This is a genomic window from Nocardia sp. NPDC058633, from assembly GCF_042717045.1.
Classification (GTDB): Bacteria; Actinomycetota; Actinomycetes; order Mycobacteriales; family Mycobacteriaceae; genus Nocardia.
Genome location: NZ_JBHXRA010000004.1, coordinates 163,658 through 184,069 on the forward strand (window position 1 = coordinate 163,658; position 20,412 = coordinate 184,069).

Sequence of the window (20,412 nt, forward strand, 5' to 3'; positions counted from 1 at the left end):
GAAAGGACAAGGGGTACTGCGATGTTCGGTGCCGAACACCTCGTCGTCGTCGATCTCGGATTCGGCGACGCGGGCAAGGGTGCGACGGTCGACTGGTTGTGCTCGGCCGAGGCCGATCTCGGGGTGGCGGCCGTCGTACGGTTCAACGGCGGTGCGCAGGCCGCGCACAACGTTGTGGCCGGCGGTCGCCACCACACCTTCGCGCAGTTCGGGTCGGGGACCCTCTCCGGGGTCTCGACGCTGCTGTCGCAGCACATGCTGGTGGAGCCGATCGCGCTCGCCTCCGAGTCCGAACGGCTGGCCGCGCTCGGTGTGCGTGACCCGCTCGGGCTGCTCGCCGTCGACGAGCGCGCCCTGCTGACCACGCCGATCCACATCGCCGCGAACCGTGCGCGCGAGGACGCGAGGGGTTCCTCGCGGCACGGTTCCTGTGGGCGTGGAATCGGCGAAACCGCTTGGTACGCACTGGAACACGACGGGCCGACCGTGGCCGACTGTCGGGTGCCGACCGTGTTGCGCGCCAAGCTGGATCGGCTGGCCGCGCACTACGACGACCTCGTCGGGCCCAGCGCGCACGGCTACGAATCGATCGACGCCCTGGTGGCGATGTACCGCGATTTCGCACGGGCCGTCCGCATCACCGACGCGGATGAACTCGCCCGGTTCGCGCGCGAGGGGCGATTGGTGTTCGAAGGTGCGCAGGGAGTGCTGCTCGACGAGTGGCGTGGCCTGCACCCGCACACGACCTGGTCGACGGTCGAGCCGCGCAACGCGCGCGCCATGGTCCGCGAAATCGGCGGCACCGCCGCGGTTCTCGGCGTCACTCGTACCTATATGACCCGGCACGGCGCGGGTCCGCTGCCCAGCGAGGCGCCGATGGGATTTCCCGAACCGCACAACGACACCGGGCACTACCAGGGTGCGTTCCGGCAGGGACACCTCGACCCGATCCTGTTGCGCTACGCCGTCGACGTGTGCGGTGGGATCGACGGATTGGTCGTCAACCACCTCGATGTGACCGCAACGCTCTGTGCCGCCCAGGCATACGACACGCCCGCGGGCCGGATAGCCGAACTCGTCCCCGGCCGGTGGCGTGATCTCGAGCATCAGCAGCGGCTCACCCACCAACTTGCCGATGTGACACCGGTTCTCGCGCCGATCGTCGGCGACCCGGCGACGTGGTTGGCCGAACACCTGCAGGTCCCGGTGGTGCTGACCGGCCACGGGCCGGATCGGCGCGACCGCACCCCCGAGTCGCGGCGCGGCCCCCGTGCGTGCCGAACGGAGGCGGTGGCCCGATGAACTCCGCGAGGCGGGCACAATCGGGGCGCACGTATCGTGAAATGCGTTATCGGTCAGCAACAACGCACTGTGGTCCGGCGCCGCGCCCTCGAACAGCGCAGTGCGCTCGAGACAGCGCACGGCGCTCGAGGCAGGATGGGATGACGTGGAGCAATCCGTTGTGTCGATCGATGTGGTGACGTTGCGGTGCTGGGAAGCCGACAACGGCGTTCGCATCGGCATCGCCCCCCGTGAGTTCGAGCCGTTCACCGGCGAACTCGCACTACCCGGCGTGCTTCTCGGCCGCGGCGAACGTCTCGTCGACGCCGCCCGGCGCGCCGTCCACACCAAACTCGGCGTCCCGGCGGAGGCAGTCGGCGCGGTCGGCCAACTCGTCACCTTCGACGAACCCCATCGCGACCCGCGCGGCCCGACGCTGGCCATCGCCATGTGGGCGGTAGTCGCCGAACACGAAGGACCCGCCGAGTGGGTGGGCTTCGACGAGGTCCCGCCGTTGGCCTTCGACCACAACCGCATCGTCGATACCAGCCGTGCTCTGCTGGCCGGACTCCTCTGGAAGGACGCGACCCTCACCCGGGCGCTGGCCGGCACCGAGTTTCCCGCCACCCGAGCTGTCGACCTAAGCACGTCCCTCCACGGCACCCGGCCCGACCCGGCCAATCTCAACCGCACGCTCGCCGCCATCCCCGGTCTGGAGCGCACCGGCGAACGTCGGCGGGTCAAGGCGACGGGGCGGCCTGCGGTCGTGTGGGCGTTCGACGTCGACGAGCACCGACCCGCGCGCGTCGACGAGGGCAGCTCCGCCTCCTGAGCCGCCGTTGGGCCTTGCTCCTCGACGCGTCCTGCGCACTGGGACGACACCGGCGACCCCGCGAGGTGCGAGTCGAATCTGTTATGGCGTCAGCGGTTGCCTGTGCCGCTGAGCATTTCGGGCCTGCTTTCAGTGTTCGAATGCTGTCGGGTCGAGATCGTAGAGGGCGTAGGTGCGGCGGAGCACGGGATAGGAAACATTGCGGACAGGGACATTTCCGGCGGTGTGCCCGTATTCGGTGCCCGCGTGAGCGTGGCCGTGCAGGGCAAGGGTGGCCGAAGCCGTGTCGATAGCCTCGCCCAGGGCTACGCAGCCGAGGCCGGGGTAGATCGACAGGGGTTCGCCGGTGAGAGTTTCGGTGGTGGGGGAGAAGTGCGTGAGCGCGATGCGGGTGGGGGTGTCGAGAGCGCTGAGGACGCGGTGGAGGCGGTGCGCGTCGATCAGGCCGCGACGCAGGAGGGCGCGATGCTCGTCCGTGCCGTTCTCCGGGTCGCCGGGGTGAGCGGGGAAGCCGCCGGTCCCGCCCATGACTCCGGCGATGCCGATGCGGTGACCGCCGACGGTGCGAGTCGTCGAATCCCCGTCCAGCACTTGAACGCCGATGCCGGTGAGCATGTCGATGACGAGGCCTGCGCAGCCGCTGTCGTGGTCGTGATTGCCCAGAACCGCGATGACCGGCACGGCGATGTCGACCAGTTCGGCACACAGCAGTTCGGCCTCGTACTCCGTGCCGCTGTCGGTGAGATCACCGGCCAGCAGCAGCATGTCGGCGTGCGTGCCCAGACGGAGGAAATCGGAACGGAACCTGCCTGCCACGGCCGGGCGCATGTGCAGGTCGGCGGTGGCGGCGATGCGGACGGGCGCTGTGTTCCCCACCTGCCAAGATGGCCACAGACGGCGCGCTGTGTCAACGGATTTCGGGCCGACCAGGCGGGGCTGTCGGCCGCCGACGATCCCGGCGAGTCGGTCACCGATGTCGCTCCCGCGATCGAAGAGTCGGCGATCGAGCGCTCGGGCCCGGTTTCGACTACCTCGACCAGGTCGCGCTGGGGGCCACGCACGGCGATGCCTCCTGTACCCGATCGGCCGCGATTCGACGGGTGGATGTGCTGATCGGCCAGATCGTCGCGGCGGTCGGCCGATGCGCTCGCGCCGACCCGCGCGAACAGCGGACCGCGCGGGTCACCACCGAGCACAACCACCTCCCCATCGGCGACACGGCGGCCGCCCCCGCCGAAACCGCTGACTTCGTCGTCACCCGCAGCGTCGGCTTTCCCGGTACCGCCACCAGCACATATACCTCGATAGGAATCACCCCCACCGCCTCAGGCCACCGCTCCGGCGAGTCCGCCCTCGGCTGATGCGACATAGTGCTGCGGCAGCGCTTCGTGATGGCGATCCCACCGGGCCGCCCCGCCGCACACACCTTCGCGCAGGAGCTCCGGGCCCACGAACGCGGAATGGCCGGGGCGCGCCCGAACCCGGCGACGGACCTGGCCGAGACCGACAACGAACAGCATTCGTCCACGTCGAAGCTCACTTCCTGCCCGAAATCAGCAGTCGATCTACAGCGAAAGAGTGCCGCGTCGCTGTCGAGGCACTACCGTCGCAGGCCTGTGACCCCGGTGACTCGAACACCAGGTCGGTGCGGGGACTAAAGTTGAGGACCCGGGCGGTTGCAGCACTCGGCCGACAGGTCCGAATGCAGCGTGAGAGGTGGTGGCATGACTCGACAACTCGGCGAGGCGAAGGTCGGGCAGGATTCCACCGGCGCCACGCCAAGCCAAGGTGCCCCGGCGAAGACCCCCGAACCCGCCAAGCAGTCCCCGACGGCCTCGGTGCCGAGTTCGGCTTCGCGGCGGGTGCGTGCTCGGCTGGCCCGGCGGATGACCGGTCAGCGCGGGATCGCCGCGGTCAAGCCGGTCCTCGAGCCCTTGGCGACCGTCCATCGTGAGCTGTACCCGAAGGCGAATCTGGGCCTGCTCCAGCGCGCCTTCGATGTCGCCGACGAGCGCCACGCCAAACAGTTCCGCAAGTCCGGCGACCCCTACATCACCCACCCGCTCGCGGTCGCCAACATCCTCGCCGAACTCGGCATGGACACCACCACCCTGGTCGCCGCCCTGCTGCACGACACCGTCGAGGACACCGGCTACTCGCTCGAGCAGCTCAAGGAGGAGTTCGGGCAGGAAGTCGCTCACCTCGTCGACGGCGTCACCAAGCTCGACAAGGTGAACCTGGGCGCGGCGGCCGAGGCCGAGACCATCCGCAAGATGATCATCGCCATGGCCCGCGACCCCCGCGTGCTGGTGATCAAGGTCGCCGACCGGTTGCACAACATGCGCACCATGCGTTTCCTGCCGCCGGAGAAGCAGGCCAAGAAGGCCAAGGAAACCCTGGAGGTGATCGCGCCACTGGCGCATCGCCTCGGCATGGCCACCGTCAAATGGGAGCTCGAGGACCTCGCCTTCGCGATCCTGCACCCCAAGAAGTACGACGAGATCGTGCGCCTGGTCGCCGACCGCGCGCCCTCCCGTGACACCTACCTGGCGAAGGTGCGCGCGGAGATCACCAACACCCTGGCCGCGTCGCGGATCAACGCGATCGTCGAAGGCAGGCCCAAGCACTACTGGTCGATCTATCAGAAGATGATCGTCAAGGGCAAAGACTTCGACGACATCCATGACCTGGTCGGCATGCGCATCCTGTGCGAGGAAGTGCGGGACTGCTACGCCGCGGTCGGTGTCGTGCACTCGCTGTGGCAGCCGATGGCGGGCCGGTTCAAGGACTACATCGCCCAGCCCCGCTACGGCGTCTACCAGTCGCTGCACACCACCGTCGTCGGCCCCGACGGCAAGCCGCTGGAAGTGCAGATCCGCACCCAGGACATGCACCGCACCGCCGAATTCGGCATCGCCGCGCACTGGCGGTACAAGGAGACCAAGGGCAAGCACTCCGGTGACGCCGCCGAAGTCGACGACATGGCGTGGATGCGTCAGCTGCTCGACTGGCAACGTGAGGCCGCCGACCCCGCGGAGTTCCTGGAATCGCTGCGCTTCGACCTGAAGTCGCCGGAGATCTTCGTCTTCACGCCCAAGGGCGACGTGATCACGCTGCCGCAGAAGTCGACGCCGGTCGACTTCGCCTACGCCGTGCACACCGAGGTCGGGCACAAGTGCATCGGCGCGCGCGTGAACGGGCGCTTGGTGGCACTGGAACGGCAGCTCGAGAACGGTGAAGTTGTCGAAGTGTTCACCTCCAAAGCACAGAACGCCGGACCCAGTCGTGACTGGCAGAAGTTCGTGGTCTCCCCGCGCGCGAAAGCCAAGATTCGCCAGTGGTTTGCCAAGGAGCGGCGCGAGGAGGCCCTCGAAAGCGGCAAGGAGCAGATCTCCAAGGAGGTCCGCCGCGTGGGACTGCCGCTGCAGCGGTTGATGAGCGTCGAGGCGATGACCGCGGTCGCCCACGAGCTGCACTACAGCGATATCTCCACCCTCTACACCGCCGTCGGGGAGCACCAGGTCTCGGCGCATCATGTGGTGCAGCGGCTCATGGCCCAGCTCGGCGGCATCGGCGATGTCGAGAACGAGTTGGCCGAGCGGTCGACTCCGTCGACCACGCCGAGTCGACAGCGCGTCACCGGAGATGCCGGCGTGCTCATCCCCGGCGCGCCGGGGACGGTCGCGAAGCTGGCCAAGTGCTGCACGCCGGTACCGGGCGACGAGATCATGGGCTTCGTCACCCGCGGTGGCGCGGTGAGCGTGCACCGGACCGACTGCACCAACGCCGATTCCCTGCAGGAACAGTCGGAGCGGATCATCGACGTCGAATGGGCGCCCTCGCCCTCGTCGGTGTTCCTGGTGGCCATCCAGATCGAGGCGCTCGACCGCACGCGCTTGCTCTCGGATGTGACCAAGGTGCTGGCCGACGAGAAGGTCAACATCCTGTCCGCCTCGGTGGCCACCCACGGCGACCGCGTCGCGATCAGCAAGTTCACCTTCGAGATGGGCGATCCCAAGCATCTTGGCCATCTGCTCAACGTGGTGCGCAACGTCGAGGGCGTCTACGACGTGTACCGGGTGACCTCCGCCGCCTGACCCGACCACAGCCCGGGCACTCTCGCTTCGCGAGGGTGCCCGGGCTGCTGTCGGCGCAGGTGATCGCCGAAAATTTGCTGACCGCAGCGGGTTTGCCGGGGGCAGTGAAAGGGCCGATTAGGGCAGCGGTTGGGATACCCGGAATCTGTTACGGTTTAGTGCGTTTCAACGCTCCACTGGTCAGCCGAAACGGACTGTGATGCGGATCGATATGGCTCGTTACACGACACGACTCACGGGGACGCTGATCGCGTTCACCGTCGCTTCGCTGTCGGTTACGGCGGGGGTGGCCGGCGCGGAAGACGGTACACCCACTGCGCCGTCCCCGCAGGTATCTCTCGCCGCGTGTCCGGCGCTGTACGCCTTGGGAATCCAGGGCACGGGGGAGTCCTCGCCCGACGCGGCGCCCAGCACCGACACCGGGATGCTGTCGACGGTGTTCCGCCCGATGCTGGCCGGTGCGGCCGACAAGGGGCTCGTCGATCGTGCGTACGTGCCCTACGAGGCGGGTTTCGGCGGGGCGGTGCGGGGCGGCGCGGTGCCGTACACGCAATCGGTGGCCGGGGGTGTGGAGCGTCTCCGCTCGATGGCCACCGAGGTGGTACGGCGCTGTCCGGACACCCGGATCGCGGTCGTCGGATATTCCCAAGGCGCGCATGTCGCCTCGCTGTTCGCCCAGGAGGTCGGCGCGGGCACTGGCGCGCTGTCCGCCGACAAGGTCGCCGCGGTCGCGCTGTTCGCCGACCCCACCCGCGCCGAGAACGCGCCGCTGTTTCCCGGCGCGCCCGACCGCACGGCACCCCTGGCGGCACCGGGAACCTCCGGCGAGGCCCTGGCCGACATCGGGGCGGTGCGCCAGGCGGTCGCGAGCGGTGGCGGACTCGGACCGCACAGCGACCAGGCCGACGACTTCGGCAAACTCACCGGTCGGGTCGCAAGCTTCTGTGCCACAGGCGATCTCGCGTGCGACGCACCGCAGGGAGCGCCGATCGTACGGGCCGTCACCAACCTCATGAGCCAGTCGAAACTCTCCGGCGGCGACCCGATCGGCTCGTTGACCTCGATCGCGCAGGCGCTGGCCTTCACCTCCATCAAAACCGCTACCGCGGTGGTCGAGGAGGACATCTCCGGCAGCGCGCTCGCCGATGTGTCGGTCTCGCCGAAGAAGTCGATCTCACAGCGACTGTCCGACGCCTCGGACCCGAACAGCACGCTCGATGTCAACGCCGCCTACCGCGCTTTGCTGAAGGTGGGCATGATCGGGCTCAATGCCGTCGCCACCGTGGTGAAGACGGTGATCACCCCGGCGAGCATCAGCGAATTGGCCACGGCCACACTGTCGAATCCGTTGGCCGGGCTGACACTGCTCGGGACGAAACTGGCGGGCGCGGTCCCACAGCTCGTGCCGCCGACCACCGGGGTGCGACTGGTGAACGAGGCGTTCGCCGCAGTCCAGCAGAACGTGACCGACAACGCCGAACTCCTCGACGTCACCACCTGGGTGCGCTACTGGAACACGCTGCAACGCCATGATGCCTACTCGCGCATCGGTGTCGGCGCCGACGGTGCGACACCGACCCGGTACGTCGGTGCGTGGTTCGCCGCCCTCGCCCACGACGCGGCAGGCGTTTCCGGGAAGGGCGCGGAACCGGTCGGCGGGTCCGACTCGCGTGGTATGGGAATCTTTACGAGCCCGACCGGCGCGTCTACGAGACCAGAACCCTCCGGTGAGGGACAATTTCCTTTCGGGACAGGAGCCGATGGCGCCTCATCCGGCGGCGCGACGACTCCGCCTGCCGCGACACCCGTAACCACCGCACCCATCACCCGTCCGTTCTCTGTGAACTGATCACCGAGAGGTCTTCGATGCGAACTGTGCCCGGCGCCGTGGAAAGGGGGAAATGTTGAAGTCGTACAACGAATTGTCGCGCTGGTACTCGGCGCTGGAGCCCGAGACCGATGCCGGTACCCCCGCGCGCCCGGACACCACCGAACCGGAGGTGGGCGACGACGACAGCGTCGACCGATATTCGAAGGGCTCCGAGCCCGACGTGACCGCCGAATCGGCCCCGGAACGTGCCGTGGCAGGGCAGCGTCGGGCCGGCGACACGGTCGAACCGTTCAGCCTGGATCTCGACGATCCGCCCCACATCACCGGCGATTCACACAACCGAGACGCCGCGCAGCAGTCGAGGGTTGCCGGTGACGACTCGCGCGGCGGGAACACCGAACCCGAGTCGTCCGTCGCCGACGACCGGGACGGCGAGATCGTGGAGTCTCGAACGAACGTCGTCGACGCCGCGAACAGCCGACGCATCGAGCATCGCTCGAACGCGAAGGTCGAGTCGTTCACCCGGCCCACCGAGTTCGATGACACGACAACCGGACCCGCCGACTTCGGCGTGGCCGAGTACGGCAAGCGGCAGTACCCGGTCGAACCCGAGCCCGTTCCGTCGCCGCCGGCGCAACTGTCCCGGCGTCGCAGCGACTTCACCGGCGGCTGGTCGGACTGGGTCGCCGATCCCGCCCCCGGCCCCGACGACGACTACGACGCCGAACTCGTCCAGTTCCCCTGGCCCGAGGCCGCCGCCGACGAATACGACGACGCCCGAGTGCTCGAACCCTCCGGCGCGCTGCGGGCGAGCCGCAAACGGCAGCGGGCGTGGGTGGTGCTCGCGGTCTCGGTCCTCGTGCTGATCGTCGCCGCGACCGGGGTGTTCTTCCTGCTGTTCGGACGCGGTGGCGACAACGCCGCTCGACACGCCACCCCGCCGCTGCACTTCACCGCGGGCAATCTGACCGCCGACACCGCGGGCTCGTGCCCGACCGAACGCACCGACATCGTGCTGCGCAGCGCCGAAGCGGGCGGCACCGACTCGGGCCCCGACGCTGTCCTCGCCTTCCAGTACGCCTACTACGTGAGCCGATCGGGGGAGCAGGCCAGAGCGGTGGTCGCCCCCGATGCCGACGTCTCGCCGGCCGCCGTGATCCAGCGCGGTATCGACACCATTCCGGTGGGGACCACTCACTGCGTGCGGATCACCACTGTCGCGGCCGACCGGTTCACGGTGGAGGTCACCGAGTTCCGGCCCGCGGGCGCACCGGCCACCTACACCAAGCAATCGGTGCGCACAGCGCTGGTCGGCGATCGCACGCTCATCACGGGCATCGCGGCAGGGTAAGGAGAGGCGATGACAGACGACTGGAGCCGTTGGCTCGACGAGGCCCCCGAGGGGGACCCGTCCGATGACCTGGCGCGTGATCCGGCTCCGGTGGTGCGGTTGCGGCGCCGCACCGGTGAGCGCCGCGACGGCACCCGCAGGCCGATCCTGGTGGTCGGTGGCTGCGGCGGAGCGGGCACGACAACGACGGCGCTCGGCTTGGCCGCGGAACTGGTCACCGCTGGTGCGACGACAGTGGCGGTCGACGCGACCGCGGCGGGTAGCGATATCGCTTTGCGCGGTGCCGACAAGCACCTGCACCCGGTGAACCTGCAGTCGTGGGTATACGGCCGCGGCGACGACGAACCGGCGCCGCTGGAAGACTGTCTTTCCCGTTCCACCTCGGGTTTCGGACTGCTCTGGCGCGATGCGACGCCGCTGCGCCGCCGCGCGACATTCCTCACTGTGGCGCGGGCACTGGACACCGGTGGGTACACGGCGGTGTACGACGGCGGCAATCCGATTGCCGGACGGCAACTGCGACCCCTGCTCGACGACGCCGATATCGCCCTGGTTCTGGCCATTCCGGCCCGCGTGGATGCCGCCAACCGGCTTCGGGTCACGCTGGAATGGCTCGACGACCACTACGGCGACGACGGCGCGGGTGTGGTCGCCGATACCACCATCGTTGTCTCACATCAGTATTCGCACGACGACTCGCGCGTAGCGGAGCATTTGCGCGAGCACCTGTCCGGTTGGGTGCGCGAGGTCGTCGAGATCCCCTACGACCCGCATCTCGCCCGGGGTGAACTCGTTCGTCACGGCGAACTGGCCGAGGCGACGCGATCGGCGTATGCGAGCCTGCTCGCCGGGGTGGCATCATGACGGCAGCCATGAATCTTCGTCGTCGTCGTGAACCGGACGCCCCCGCCGGTGTAGTCGCGCCGCCAGAATCGCTGCGCGCCAAGATCTGGGAGCGACCGGTACCCGGGGTCGGCCGGGCGCCACTGGTGTGGTTGCTCGGGGTGCATGGTGGCGCGGGCGCGACTACCCTGTCGCACGTGCTCGCTCCCGCCGCCGACGCGCGCGGGCGCTGGCCCGGTGTATTCGACCGCGAATCCCCGTATGTCGTCCTGGTCGCCAGGGAGACCATCTCCGGGCTCACCCGCGCGCACGATCTGCTGCGCCAGCACCACGCCGGGCTCGCCGGCCCGGCGCTGGTGCTCGGCCTGATCACCGTCGCGGCGCGCCCCGGCCGGATGCCCCCGGAGATCCGGCGCTATCGGGAAGTGGTCGGCTCGCTGGCCGGGCACGTCTGGCAGGTGCCGTGGTTCGAGGAATGGACTCTGGTGGAGTCCGATGTGCTTCCGGTGTGGTCGCCGGGCGACGAGGTGGCGGTCAGGAAACGCCGCCCCGACCCGCTCGACGACGTGCCGGTCGAAATCGGTGATCTCGGTACCGATGTGGTCGCCGCGATCCGTACGAGTCTCGGCGCGCCCGCGCCGGGCGAGGGTCGATCATGAACGCCGGGCGGTTCGCCGGTCGGTGGTGTACAAACGTGTGTCGTCGTCGAAGTGTTTGTGGCACAACACCTTTACAGTGGGAGAAAGGCACCCGATGAGCATGCTCCTCCTCGCCGTGCAGGACACGTACGGCACCGTGCTGGCCCAGGTCGGTAATCCGACCCCGGAGGCTCCTCCCGGCTCGGAGAAGATCCTGCAGCTGGTGCGATACCTCACCTGGTTCGTCCTGCTGTCGGGCATCTGCGGCATCACCTACGCGGGCGGCAAGTTCGCGTGGGAGCGCTGGACCGGTGGTGGTCTCGAGTCCCCGAAGATGGTGGCGGGCGCCATGATCGGTGGCGTCGTGGCGACCAGCGCGGGCACGATCATGAGCGCGGTCATCGGTTAGTGATCACCGTGCTCGCCTATAAGCAGATCCCGGCCGACGTATTGGCGCCGATGATGCAGTTGCTCAACTGGCTGCTCTGGTTCGTCCTGCTGTCGTGCCTGGCCTGGATGATCCTGTCGGCGGGTCGATTGTGGATCGCGTTCCGCAGCGACCTGGCGGTCAACGACGCCTCACACGGGGTCCTGATGAGCCTGATCGGTGCCTCGGTGGCCAGTACCGCGTCCGCGATCGCGCTGGCCTTCCTGCCCGCATGAATTCCACAGTGACACGACCGGTCGCGGTCGGTATCGCCGTGCTCGCGGCAGCCGTCGGCTGCGGTGGCGGTGGCGATACCGGTCCGGACCTGGCGGCCGCGCCGACCGGGGTGGGCTGGCAGGACTATCAGGGCATCGCCCTGCCGCACACCGACCAGGGTCCGACGACGGTGAGCCAGGGTGCCGCGACGGGTTTCGAGCATTCCCCGCGCGGGGCCGGGCTCGCGGCACTGACCCACACCATCCGGTTGTCGGTGGCCCCGGACGGCCAGTGGGCCCCGGTGGTGAACGCCGAACTCGTTCCGGGCCCGGCACGCGACGAGTGGGCGCTCAACCGAGTACAGCTGTCGATCACCGGACCCGCTACGGCGGAGTACGCGCCGAAATTGTTGGGTTACAAAATTACCGAATATCGTGACGAGCGAACGGCAGTCGACGTCTACACCGAATATTCCGACCGGTCACGGGCGGTGAACCACACCACGGTCAGCTGGTACGGCGGAGACTGGAGACTGCAGTTACCCGATCCGCGCGCCACCGGCCGACCGGTGGATCCGATCGACGAATTACCGCAAGACATCGTGACATTGGAGGCACCGCAGTGAGCGAGAAGGAGCCGGGCACGCGCGACCGCGCGTCCTTCGGCGTGATCGCCTCCGGTGCCCTGCTCGCCCTGATCATGGTCGTGGGCGCTGTCGTGTACTTCACGCGCGACGGCGACACCGAGGTCGACTCCGCGCCCCCACCCGCCCAGGCCGCGGGCGGAACGGGATTCGCCGACCCCGAGGTCGACCTGCTCGGCAGGCGCGTGGACATTCCGAACAACCCGGCAGGCCAGCCGCTGGCTCAGCAACCGGGTACGCAACGTACCGCCGCTGACCCGGATTGGCTGACCGGCGCGCCGGAAGGCACCACGAAACCGCATGGCTGGCAGCGTGTCTACGGCGCGTCGGTGCCGTTCTCGACCTCCGACGGGCCATCGCGGATCGAGGACGGACTCGCCGTCGGCTACGCGCGCACACCGCAGGGCGCCGCGCTGGCCGCCGCCCAGATCACCTACCGGCTCAACGCCCGCCCGGCCGACCGCGACCTGTACGTGACGCAATTGCGGGTCAGCACAGCACAATTGGCCGCCTACGACTCCGCGCTGTCAGGCGACCGGCTGCCGGCACAGCAGCCGGAGCGGGTGACCAAGTACTTCGTGGCCTCCGACGCGTTCAAGATCGACGACTTCGCCGACGACCTGGCGATCGTGCGATTGGCCTCGCGCGGCCCGGTGATCGACGGCAAGCAGTTGTACGCCGCCATGCGGATGATCGTGGTGTGGGACGACGGTGACTGGCGGCTCAAGCCCTCGACGACAGCAAATGCCCAGACCGAGTACGTGGAATCGCTGGCGGGGTGGACGACATGGTGACCGAGGTACAGCACAGCCCGGATCGTTTCCGCGCGGACCATCGAGGGGTGCCAACAATGCTGAGGCGGATCGTCACGATTTTCGCGGTGATCTTCACCGTCATGCTCGCGACACCGACGGTGGCGATGGGCCAGACCTACGGCTTCGACGAGGCGTGCAACGAACTGCACGACACTCTCGACAGCGTCGCGATCCCCGGTGTCTCGCTCGGTGACGCGGCCTCGGCGGTCTGCAAGGCCGGCAATGCCGCCTCTCATCCCGACCAGGCGGCCAACGCGGTCAAGGACAAGGCGTGGGATTCCACCTTCGGCAAGGTGGTCGACTCGCTGATGAAGGGCCTCGGTGAGGCGCTGATCCTGGCGTTGACCTTCTGGATGAAGGTGCCCAACGAGGCGGTGAGCGACTCGGGGGCACTGTTCACCAAGATCAACGACTACACCTATCAGATCCAGATATTGCTGTTGATCGCCTCGGTGATCATCACCGGCGGCCGATTGGCCGAGGCCAGACGCGGGGCAGCCGTGAGCGAGGCCGCCGAATCGTTCCGCCTGTTCGCCCGAGTGGTGTTCAGTTCGTGGATGCTGGGCGCGGTGATCGTCGCGGGTACACGGGCCTCGGACAAGTTCTCCGAGTGGATCATCGAAGACGCCACCGGTGGCAATGCCAAGAACATGGCCGAGTTGATGGTGAAAACCAGTAAGTTGCAAGCTTTTTCGCCGGGTCTGGTGCTGATCATCGCCATCGTCGGCTTGCTCGGCGCGCTCGCCCAGATCGTGCTCGCCATCGTTCGGCAGGGGCTGTTGGTGGTGGCCGCGGGCGTGCTGCCGCTGGCCGCCGCCGCCTCGGCGACGGGGACCGGCAAGCAGTCGTATCAGAAACTGGTCGGCTGGATCATCGCGTTCATGTTGTTCAAACCGGTGGCCGCGATCGTGTACATGATCGCGTTCACCACCGCGGGCCACGTCGACGAGACCACGACGTCGGGCGGGTTGCCCAGCGGTGAGGACGCGCAGCGGATGCTGGTCGCGCTGGTGCTGCTGTGCAGCGTGGCGTTCGTACTGCCCGCGCTGATGCGCCTGGTGGCGCCCGCGGTCGCGACGGTCGGCACCGGCGGCTCGGGTCTGATGATGGCCGGTGGTGTGGCCGTCGGCGCGATGGGTCTCGGTGCGATCGGCACCAAGGCCGTCGCCTCCCGGCCGGTGGCCGCACCCGGCTCGGCGGGCTACTTCGGTGGTGGCGGCGCGGGTGCGCGGCCGAGCGGGCCCGGTGGGGGCGGCGGTGGCGGTGGTGGCGGTGCGCCGCGCCCGGCGCCACCACCACGCGGGGGTGGTGGTGCGCCCGCGACGACCAGTTCGGGTTCGGTGCCGCAGGGGGCGGCGGCACGCAATGTGGTCGCCGCGCGGGCCGCGGCGGGCAGTGCGTCGCGCGCGGACCAATCCATGGGCGACGTCGCCGGTGACCGCTGGGCGAATCGTTCACCCGACCTCGGCAGGAGCACGATTCCGCGATGACGACCTCGGTGACCGACACCTACGAGCGCCGCTCGTACGGGCTGTGGCAGAAACCGCGCAGCGCGGGCCTTTTCGGCCTGCGCTGGGAAGAGACCGTGATCGGTTTCGTCGTGGTGATCACGGCACTGATCTGCGCGATGGTGGGTGGATTCAAATGGGGCTTCATCGTCGGCGGGCTCGGCGCGCTGGTGATGGTGCCCCTGGTGTGGCGGACGGGGGGCCGTTCGGGCTATGAGACGGGACTGATGATGTTCAACTGGAGGCGCTCGCGCAACAACGGCGAGCACGTGTATCGCGGTGGCCGGTTCTCCCGGATCCCCGGCGGTGTCACGAAACTGCCGGGGCTGCTCGCCCCGTCGAAGCTCTACGAAGGCATCGACGCCGGTGGCTATCACTTCGGGATGATCCATCTGCCCGCGTTCGCGCAGTACACCGTGGTGTTGCGGGCGTGGCCGCAAGGGCACGAGGCGGTGGACCAGCCCGTGATCGATCGCTGGGTCGCGGCCTGGGGCACCTTCCTCGCCTCGGTCGGGCAGACCAGTGACATCGTCGCGGTGGTGCCGGTGATCGACACGGTGCCCGAGACCGGAAACCGCTTGCTCAACGAGGTTTCCACGATCACCCGCCCCGAAGCCCCCGATCTGGCCCAGCAGGTGATGTACGAGCTGGCGACCGAATTGCCGCAGGAGCGGGTGCAATTGCTGCCGCGGGTGGCGATCACGTTCAAGGCCACCACCGCTGAACGACGCAAGAATCCGGCCGAGGAAGCGGTGGAGATCGGGCGCAGGCTGCCCGGTATCTGCGCGGCGCTGGCCGAGGCGGGCGTTCGCGCGCAGCCGATGTCGGCGGAGGAGGTCATCTCCTTCATCCGCCGTAGCTACGACCCGGCCTCGCAGGCCGATCTCGAGGTGGCCGCGGCCGATCCCGGTGGGCACGGCCTCGGCTGGGACGACGCGGGTCCGGTGTCCTACGACGAGAAGTGGGATCACCTGATCCACGACGGTGGCCGCTCGGTGACGTGGGAGATGGACGCGGCGCCCGAGGGCGCGGTGGACGAGCGAGTGCTGCAGCGGCTGCTCGCACCCAATCCCGAAGTGCCACGCAAGCGCATCGCGATCGTCTACCGGCCGCACTCGGCCGCCGACGCCGCCGAGATCGTCGACGACGACTTCAAGAACGCGCTCGTCGCGCAGCAGAGCGAACGCGGTGTGGTCTCGGCGGCGGCGACGCTGCGAGTCGGCGCCACCCAGCAGGCGCGCGAGGAACAGGCGCGCGGACACGGTGTGACCCGGTTCGGCGCGCTGGTCACCATCACCGAGCCGCTGCGCGGTGACCTGCCCCGCATCGAGGCCATCACTCGCGACCTCTCGACGCAGGCCCGGCTCAAGATCCGGCGCTGCTACCGCTACCAATCCGCGGCGTTCGCGGCATCTCTGGGTTGCGGCGTGATCCTGCCCGAGCACGCAACCATTCCGAAGGCATTGGCGGGGTGAGGCGATCATGGGACGCGACTACGAACCCCCGGTGCGCGATCGCGACGACGTCGCGTTGCGCCCGGTCCACCGGCCGCCGCGGATCCGCGGCGAACGCGAGCCACGGCCCGCGGGGAGTGCGCCGCGCGTGAGCGACGACGTGCTCGGCCTCGACGAGCGCACCGAACGCGCCGAGCGTGACAGCTCGGCGCGGGGGTCGCGCACGACCGAGGAACGCCCGTCGGGTGAGCGCAGGTCCGGTGAGCAATCGCGCGGCGAGCGAGGTCGCCCGACGGGTCCGCGTGGGGAGGAACCGCGTCCGCGTGGGGAAGAACCGCGCAGACCGCGCGAGGACGAGCCCGGTCGCGGTCGTTCCCGTGGCGACGACACGCGCGGTCGCGGTGACGGGTCGCGAGCGGTCGGTCGCGAAGGTGCGGGGGAGCGGCGTGCGCGGCGCCCGCATACGGATGCCGAACGGACCGCCAAGGCGCGCGCCGAACGCGGGCTGCGCGAGGAGGACCACGGCCCACGCCTGGAACACCAACGCCCGCAGGGTGATCCGCGTCGACGGCCGAAGCAGGCCGAACCCAAACTGGTGAAGAAGAAGCCGAGGCCCGCGAAGGCTGTTCGCCCGATCCGGCCCGACGAGGCCGCCGACCGTGCGATGGGGTCGGGTCGGTCGGTGAAAACGACCAAGCCGGACCGGCGTTCGCAGTCCGGCCCCGCGCTGCTCGACGACGCCACCCGCGCTCGCTACGAGATGATCGCGCGCGAGCAGTCGGGCTTGCGCGCGGCTTGGGCGACCTTCCGTATCCACACCGACGACCTGCGTCGCAACAACGCGAACGCCCGGTCCGAGGCCGTCGTCAAGGATGGATTCGACCGCACCACCGCCGAATTGACCGACCGCGGGTATTCGGGCGCGGGCGGCGGCAAGATGAACGTGGTCGGCCGCCCGGTCGAGTATCGGGCCACCACCGCCCAGGTCGCGGGTCTGTGGCCGTGGTCGGTCGGCGCCGGCGCACCGCTGATCGGCACCCCGCTCGGCTCGCATCTGCATACCGGCGCCCCGGTGTGCTTCGATCCGATGAACTGGTTCATGCGCGGCAGCTTCATCACCGCGCCCAGCCTTTTCGTGCTCGGCCTCAACGGTTTCGGCAAGTCCTCGCTGGTGCGCCGGATCGTGCTCGGCGGCATCGCCCAGGGGATCACCCCGCTGATCCTGGCCGACGTGAAACCCGACTATCGCAAGATGGTCGAACTCGTCGGCGGCCAGGTGATCGACCTCGGCTACGGGCACGGCAAATTGAATCCGCTGGCGGCCGGCGTGCTCGGCTCGGTCGTGCCGCGACTGGAAGACAAACCGGCACTGCAACGTCAGGTGCTGCAGGATTTGCGGGCCCGGCAGGTGACGCTGATCGCGGGCCTGGTGGAACTGGTTCGTGGCGCCCGCGTCGCCGACTTCGAGGAAACGCTGATCGCTACCGCGCTGCGCATCCTCTACCAGCCGGGCGGTTTCACCCCCGACAAACCGCCCATCATGGAGAACCTGCTCGAGGTGATCGTCGGCGGCGGCGCCGAGATGATGCTCGACGCGGGCGCCGACAACGCCGACGAATACCAGAACGCGATCAAGGGCCTGCGCCGATCCTTGCGCGCGCTCACCCAGGGACCGTTCGGCGCGATCTTCAACGGCCAGACCAGCGTTCCCATCGATACCAGCGCGGTGGCGGTGTGCATCGACGTCTCACACATCCCCAGCGGCGACAAGAAGCTCAAGGCCGCGGTCATGCTGGCCTGCTGGGCCGACGGTTTCGCCTCCGTCGAGGCCGCGCACGTGCTGGCCGACGCCGACCTCGGTCCCCAGCGCTACTTCCAGGTGGTGATGGACGAGCTGTGGCAGGTGCTCGGGCTCGGTGACTTCATGGTCGACCGCGTCGACGAACTGACCCGATTGCAGCGCGGTCTGGCCACCGCCCTGATCATGATCAGTCACACCATCAAGGACCTGCAGGCGCTGGGTTCGGACGCCGCGATCGCCAAGGCCATCGGCTTCCTGGAACGCGCGCGCGCCAAGATCTTCGGGGCGCTGCCTGCCGAGGAGATCAGCAGGCTCGACTCCACGGTGCCGTTCACCTCGGCCGAGCAGGAGATGGTGACCAGCTGGTCGGCGCCGCAAGCCCTCACCGGTGAGGCGCTCAAGCCCGGTCAGCAGCGGCCCTCGCCGCCCGGTACCGGCAAGTTCCTGTTGAAGGTCGGCGAGGATCGTCGGCCCGGTATCCCTTTCCACATGGAGTTCACGGTGTCGGAACGAGAAAGCGGCATCCACGACACGAACCAGCGCTTCAGCGAGTTCGGCGACAACCCTCGTGGCACGCCTGCCGCCTCGCAGCCGGACCATTCGAACGGGAGTGAGCAATGATGCCGCACCGGTCCTATCGCCGGGTCTCGCCGGAGGTCCGCAATGCCGCCGTCGCCCAGGTGGTGGCGCTGACCGACAAGTTGCGCAGCGAATCGGAGGCGTGCCGGATGGTCGCCGAACAGATCGGCGTGCACGCCAATTCGGTGCGCAACTGGGTCCGCGCGACCCAGGACTCGAGCCTGGAGCGGATGGACGCCACCGCGCTACGTCGCAAAGTGGCTCTGCTGCAACAACAGTTGGCCGCCGCCGCGGAGATGAACCGCACGCTCGCCGATACGCTCAACGAGTCCCGGCGCCGCACATGAACTCCGCCGCGGCCGACGATGGCGAGATCGGCGCCCGGCGCGGTACGCGGGGAGGCGGTCGGTGAACGTCCGCACGATCATGATGACGGTGATCGGCTCGGTCATCGGGTTGGTGGCACTGGTGCTGGTGATCGTGCTGCCCTCCTCCGATGAGACCTGCGAGACCGGCGATGTGCTGGACGGCTCGTCGGTGCCGACGCTGCCCCAACTGGGCGGCGACACTCGCGCGGGCGCGACCAGTTCTGCTGCGCCCACCTCGAATCCGACGGTCACCGGTACACCGTCGCTGGCCGCGGGTGTCGGCCCGCTGCGCCGCACGTTGCCGCTCGAGACCGGAACCTTCACCATTTCCGATGTGTTCGGTTCGCGCGGCGGCGATCACAAGGGCATCGACATGGCCGCCACCGACGGGACCACGATCTACTCGGTGTCCGACGGCAGAGTCGTCGCCGCAGGCCCCGCCTCGGGTTTCGGCAACTGGATCGTCGTGGATTCGGTCGACACCAACGGTCGCGCCTACTCTGCGGTCTACGGCCACATGTGGGACGCGGGCGTCAAAGTGCGCACCGGTCAGACGGTGACCGCGGGCCAGCCGATCGGGATGGTCGGTTCGGCAGGCGAATCGAGCGGCCCACACCTGCATTTCGAGATCGTGCCCGGCGGTCGGTTCACCGGCGGCCGTCAGATCGACCCGATGCCGTGGCTCGACGGCGCACCGACTCCGGACGTCGGTGGTGCGCGGGCATTTTCGAGCGACCCGAACTGCGTGCGCGGATTCGGCAGCGCCGGTGGGGCATTGGCCGACGGGAAGGTGCCCGCGGAACTCGAGATCTGGTATCGCCGCGCGGGGACGGTGTGCCCGGAGATCTCGTCGTCGCTGCTGGCCGCCCAAGCCAAGCAGGAGTCGGGATTTCGGCGCGGACTCACCTCGCCCGCCGGCGCCCAGGGCCTGGCTCAGTTCCTGCCGGGAACGGCCGCCAGTATCAATCCCGACGACGGGCAGCCCTACATCATCGACGCCGACGGCAACGGCTCCGCCAGCGTGTGGGACGACGGCGACGCGATCATCGGCCAAGCGCGCTACATGTGCTCGATCGCCCGCAAGATCGCGGGCTGGATCGCCTCGGGGCGCGTCTCGGGTGACCTGACCGCGCTCACCCTGGCCGGATACAACGCCGGTGAGGGAGCCGTGCTGACCTCGGGTGGAATGCCCAATCAGTATGCGGCGCACTATTCCGAGACCCGGCCCTACGTCACCAACATCTTGTCGATGGAACCGCAGTACCGGGCGCCCGGCGCGCAAGGCCGGTTCACCCCGGGGCAGGGCAGTGACGGCGAGCAGATCGTCGAGGCCGCCCACGACTGGCTCGGCACACCGTACGTCTGGGGCGGTGGGGGCGTGCAAGGGCCAAGCGGCGGGGGTTTCGACGGGCCGGGACTGACCGCGGCGGCCGTGTTCGCCGCGTCCTCGGGCGAGGTGACGTTGCCGCGCACCGCCGAACAGCAGTGGGAGGCGGGGCGCGAGATCCCGATCGCGAAGGTGGCGGTCGGTGATCTGGTGTTCAGTGACTTCGGGCGTCGGGGGCCCACACAGGTCGGGATCTACACGGGCAACGGTCAGCTGATCCAGGCGGTGCCGCCGACGAGCAACCGAGGTGGCGGGGGTGTCGCCGAGGTGGCGGTACCCGGTGACGCACGGGCGAGGAGGGTGTTGTGAGCGCGCGACCAGCGATAACCTGGTGGGAGAGA

18 protein-coding genes are annotated in these 20,412 nt (G+C 68.8%); 17 read left to right on the plus strand and 1 reads right to left on the minus strand.

Annotated features, from left to right (window positions below; all coding sequences use genetic code 11):
• Positions 1-21 precede the first annotated feature (21 nt).
• Both ACFWUR_RS06610 and ACFWUR_RS06615 read left to right on the plus strand, forming a co-directional pair.
• Positions 22-1,302 carry an adenylosuccinate synthetase gene (locus tag ACFWUR_RS06610; protein ID WP_378902939.1) on the plus strand — a complete coding sequence of 427 codons (1,281 nt, stop codon included), beginning with the start codon at positions 22-24 and terminating at the stop codon, positions 1,300-1,302.
• A gap of 145 nt (positions 1,303-1,447) precedes the next feature.
• On the plus strand, positions 1,448-2,113 hold the full coding sequence (locus ACFWUR_RS06615; protein ID WP_378902942.1) for an NUDIX hydrolase: 666 nt from the start codon (positions 1,448-1,450) through the stop codon (positions 2,111-2,113).
• A 129-nt stretch (positions 2,114-2,242) separates the two neighbouring features.
• Here the strand turns inward: ACFWUR_RS06615 and ACFWUR_RS06620 are convergent, their stop codons facing one another.
• Complete coding sequence (locus ACFWUR_RS06620; RefSeq protein WP_378902945.1) at positions 2,243-2,989, minus strand: metallophosphoesterase; 747 nt, start codon at positions 2,987-2,989, stop codon at positions 2,243-2,245.
• A 224-nt stretch (positions 2,990-3,213) separates the two neighbouring features.
• Here ACFWUR_RS06620 and ACFWUR_RS06625 point away from each other — a divergent pair, with 224 nt between their 5' ends.
• From ACFWUR_RS06625 to ACFWUR_RS06695, 15 genes are all read left to right on the plus strand, one after another.
• Positions 3,214-3,474 (plus strand): hypothetical protein, encoded by a 261-nt coding sequence (locus tag ACFWUR_RS06625; RefSeq protein WP_378902948.1) that lies wholly within the window; start codon positions 3,214-3,216, stop codon positions 3,472-3,474.
• Positions 3,475-3,837: 363 nt separating this feature from the next.
• Positions 3,838-6,210 (plus strand): RelA/SpoT family protein, encoded by a 2,373-nt coding sequence (locus tag ACFWUR_RS06630; protein ID WP_378902950.1) that lies wholly within the window; start codon positions 3,838-3,840, stop codon positions 6,208-6,210.
• A 211-nt stretch (positions 6,211-6,421) separates the two neighbouring features.
• The gene (locus ACFWUR_RS06635) at positions 6,422-8,059 is read left to right on the plus strand and encodes a cutinase family protein (protein WP_378902953.1); all 1,638 of its coding nucleotides are present in this window, start codon (positions 6,422-6,424) and stop codon (positions 8,057-8,059) included.
• Positions 8,060-8,111: 52 nt separating this feature from the next.
• Complete coding sequence (locus ACFWUR_RS06640) at positions 8,112-9,392, plus strand: hypothetical protein (RefSeq protein ID WP_378902956.1); 1,281 nt, start codon at positions 8,112-8,114, stop codon at positions 9,390-9,392.
• 9 nt (positions 9,393-9,401) lie between these two features.
• A complete protein-coding gene (locus tag ACFWUR_RS06645; protein ID WP_378902959.1) occupies positions 9,402-10,256 on the plus strand; it encodes a MinD/ParA family protein in 855 nt (284 codons plus the stop codon).
• A complete protein-coding gene (locus ACFWUR_RS06650) occupies positions 10,253-10,894 on the plus strand; it encodes a hypothetical protein (RefSeq protein WP_378902962.1) in 642 nt (213 codons plus the stop codon). The genes ACFWUR_RS06645 and ACFWUR_RS06650 overlap by 4 nt, the downstream gene beginning before the upstream one ends.
• A gap of 94 nt (positions 10,895-10,988) precedes the next feature.
• On the plus strand, positions 10,989-11,282 hold the full coding sequence (locus ACFWUR_RS06655) for a hypothetical protein (RefSeq protein WP_056815437.1): 294 nt from the start codon (positions 10,989-10,991) through the stop codon (positions 11,280-11,282).
• Entirely contained in the window at positions 11,282-11,536 is a 255-nt protein-coding gene (locus tag ACFWUR_RS06660) for a hypothetical protein (protein ID WP_056810720.1), read from the plus strand. The genes ACFWUR_RS06655 and ACFWUR_RS06660 overlap by 1 nt, the downstream gene beginning before the upstream one ends.
• On the plus strand, positions 11,533-12,141 hold the full coding sequence (locus ACFWUR_RS06665) for a hypothetical protein (protein WP_378902965.1): 609 nt from the start codon (positions 11,533-11,535) through the stop codon (positions 12,139-12,141). Before ACFWUR_RS06660 ends, ACFWUR_RS06665 begins: the two co-directional genes overlap by 4 nt.
• Positions 12,138-12,953, plus strand: a complete 816-nt coding sequence (locus tag ACFWUR_RS06670; protein ID WP_378902968.1) for a hypothetical protein — start codon at positions 12,138-12,140, stop codon at positions 12,951-12,953. Before ACFWUR_RS06665 ends, ACFWUR_RS06670 begins: the two co-directional genes overlap by 4 nt.
• 56 nt (positions 12,954-13,009) lie before the next feature.
• Positions 13,010-14,464, plus strand: a complete 1,455-nt coding sequence (locus ACFWUR_RS06675; RefSeq protein WP_378902971.1) for a hypothetical protein — start codon at positions 13,010-13,012, stop codon at positions 14,462-14,464.
• Complete coding sequence (locus ACFWUR_RS06680; RefSeq protein WP_378902974.1) at positions 14,461-15,957, plus strand: SCO6880 family protein; 1,497 nt, start codon at positions 14,461-14,463, stop codon at positions 15,955-15,957. Before ACFWUR_RS06675 ends, ACFWUR_RS06680 begins: the two co-directional genes overlap by 4 nt.
• Positions 15,958-15,964: 7 nt before the next feature.
• Positions 15,965-18,358 (plus strand): hypothetical protein, encoded by a 2,394-nt coding sequence (locus ACFWUR_RS06685; RefSeq protein ID WP_378902977.1) that lies wholly within the window; start codon positions 15,965-15,967, stop codon positions 18,356-18,358.
• Positions 18,355-18,663 (plus strand): transposase, encoded by a 309-nt coding sequence (locus tag ACFWUR_RS06690; RefSeq protein WP_378902980.1) that lies wholly within the window; start codon positions 18,355-18,357, stop codon positions 18,661-18,663. Before ACFWUR_RS06685 ends, ACFWUR_RS06690 begins: the two co-directional genes overlap by 4 nt.
• 61 nt (positions 18,664-18,724) lie before the next feature.
• Positions 18,725-20,380, plus strand: coding sequence for a peptidoglycan DD-metalloendopeptidase family protein (locus tag ACFWUR_RS06695; protein ID WP_378902983.1), 1,656 nt, complete (start codon positions 18,725-18,727; stop codon positions 20,378-20,380).
• The last annotated feature ends 32 nt before the right edge of the window (positions 20,381-20,412 follow it).